General features: G+C 58.7%; 2 protein-coding genes and 1 pseudogene. 2 read left to right on the forward strand and 1 reads right to left on the reverse strand.

The genetic code is table 11. The annotated features are described in order from the left end of the window. Positions 1-116: 116 nt before the first annotated feature. A pseudogene (locus ACR3FF_RS26750) lies at positions 117-869 on the reverse strand (transposase); the annotation flags it as partial. A gap of 373 nt (positions 870-1,242) precedes the next feature. On the opposite strand from ACR3FF_RS26750, the gene ACR3FF_RS26755 reads away from it, so the two are divergent. Together ACR3FF_RS26755 and ACR3FF_RS26760 are read left to right on the forward strand one after the other, a co-directional pair. Further along, complete coding sequence (locus tag ACR3FF_RS26755) at positions 1,243-1,611, forward strand: hypothetical protein (RefSeq protein ID WP_458191108.1); 369 nt, start codon at positions 1,243-1,245, stop codon at positions 1,609-1,611. Next, a complete protein-coding gene (locus tag ACR3FF_RS26760; RefSeq protein WP_458191109.1) occupies positions 1,608-2,177 on the forward strand; it encodes a hypothetical protein in 570 nt (189 codons plus the stop codon). The genes ACR3FF_RS26755 and ACR3FF_RS26760 overlap by 4 nt, the downstream gene beginning before the upstream one ends. The last annotated feature ends 127 nt before the right edge of the window (positions 2,178-2,304 follow it).

Here is a 2,304-nt window from a genome sequence, read left to right on the forward strand (position 1 = left end):
CGAGCGCGTGACTGGTTTCGTCAGTTCCGCGAGATTGCGCTCATAGCTGGCGTTCACAACATTGAACAATCGATAGAAGCGTGAATGCGAGAGATATTCGCGGATTCAATTGAGCCGTGACTACTGTATCGACCTTCCTCCAACAGTGTTTGGAGGCGGGCGATTTCTCGTGTGGGTTCGCGGAACCTGTCGAACAGGTTGCGTCCTTCGTACAGGTATTGCTTGCCGGTCGTAGTTGTACAGGCGACGAGGTTGTTCGCACCGATGTCCAGAGCGGCTTCTTCCGAAGCCAGTGGTTGTGCCAGCCGAGAATCATCGACGGTGACTGGCTGAAAGGCCCTGAACGATTGGGCTTGCTCGTCGTAGAACAACTCCAACCGACCCTGTTTCTCGTACTCGTTCCAGTTGGGGTCGCCCCGAACTTCGAGTCGGAGGCGTTCGCGGTGTCCCAACCCATACTCGTCTTTCAGGTCTTGGCCGACGAGCATTTCGAGGCGAGAGTATTCACCCTACTTGACAGAGTACGACGTATTGCGGATGTACGTGCGGAGTTCTCGCCCGTTTTCTGAGTTCCCCCAGAAGCCGGGCTTGCCGTTGGCTTCGCCCTTCTCTTTGAGGCTGAAGAACGACCGCCACGCTTCGCGGTTCTTGCGTTCGATTTGCTGAACCGTTGAAGCACCGAGAACACCACCGTAGCGTCCGCGATACTCGCTGATGTCCCAGATGTCGCCGTCCGGGTCGGCGTGGTTCTCGCGGCGCTCGTAGTTGATTTCGTTCCAGAGAGCGGCAGAAGCGTCCAACAGGCGTCGAAGCAACTCCTCGTCCTCGTCGGACTGCGGAACTACCTCGAACGTGTTGGCCCGCTTCATCAATTACTGGTTGTGCCGGGACACACATTAAGATGTGGCTTGTGTGTTACTGTATGGTCGAAGTGCGCATCGAGTTCGATGACGAGGAACAGTACAAGCGGTTGAAGGAGCTGAAGAAGCACCGTGTGGGTTGACGTGGAAGGGATTGCTCCTCGAAGGCGAGATGAAAGTCAGGGAGGATACCCCCGGAGTGAACGCCGAGCGTGGTTCGTAAAATGGGGTGGCGAATTCATGCCCGACCCAAATGCGGGATTCTCGCCTTGATTAAGGTAGCTGTCGACCAGCCCGTTCCAATGGGCCACCTGCATCGATGTGCAAGATATGTGCATACACCGGAACCGTTATCGGGCTGTGTGCAGAACTTGCACATAGGATGAGCGCGAGTGACAAACCCCGACGGGTTCACTTCCAGTCCCCGGAGTATCTCGTCGAGCGTCTCGACGCGATCGCGGACCTCTTCGACAAAGACCGGACGGATGTCCTCGTCGAAGCGATCCGCGAGTACATCGAAGAGACCGCCGACAGCGAGACGTTCCAGGAACTGGTGGCGACGAAATACTACGACGATCAACTCGAATTCGAGACGGTCAAGCAGCTGGTCGGCGCCGAGACTGCCCAACGGCTTCGGCTCCTCAAAGCGGATCTCGAGGGTGAACCGTTCGATCTTGCTGCGCCTGCGGAGGTCGACATCTACGGGGACGACGCGACGACGGTCGATACCGCCGACGGCGACGAGCGATGAGCAGGCCGCGGCTGCGGACCGTCGTCGCCGACACGAGTGCGCTGGTCAGTCTCGCCGTCCCACGAGCCGACGCAGCCTACGACATCGACACCGCTCCGGATCCCCTCCAGTATTTCCTCACTTCGTGTGACGTCTCCGTGCCACCGGAAGTCGTTGCAGAGCTCCGTGACATGGCCCAGTACCAGGACATCCACGGCGCTGCAGCGGCCAATGTCCTCGCCGCTCGCACTCACTACACGGTCGACGACCCCTATGAACGAGCCGACACGCCCGACTCACGACCGACATTCGGCCTCGACGACGGCGAAACCGACGGCATCGTGCTCGCGAACGCCCTCGACGTCGACGGGTTTCTGACCGACGAGTTCGGCGGCACGAATTTCGCGCTCATCCATGCAGTCCTGCAGGGCCCGCGTATCGTCCCGACACCACGGTTGCTCTGTGACTACGCCCGCAACGACCACATGACCCATGAAGAGGCACGAACGCTCATCGTGACGATTAGCCCGCATCGGAGCTGGGAGAACAGCCCCTACGTCGCTCAATTATTGGCTCTCTTGGAGTAGAAGTACGGTTGCCTTGTTTTGCCGCAGAATGACGACAGTCTCAGACGCTCTCACGGTTATCTTCCGTCAGATTAACCGGGAAATGGACGCCGTCTGGCGATATGGCATCGCTCAGACGGCTAGCGCG

The sequence above is a fragment of the Haladaptatus ordinarius genome, assembly GCF_054177595.1.

Coding starts and splice junctions, on each gene's coding strand:
- ACR3FF_RS26755 (WP_458191108.1), top strand. CDS start 1,243: ATGAGCGCGAGTGACAAACCCCGACGGGTTCACTTCCAGTCCCCGGAG.
- ACR3FF_RS26760 (WP_458191109.1), top strand. CDS start 1,608: ATGAGCAGGCCGCGGCTGCGGACCGTCGTCGCCGACACGAGTGCGCTG.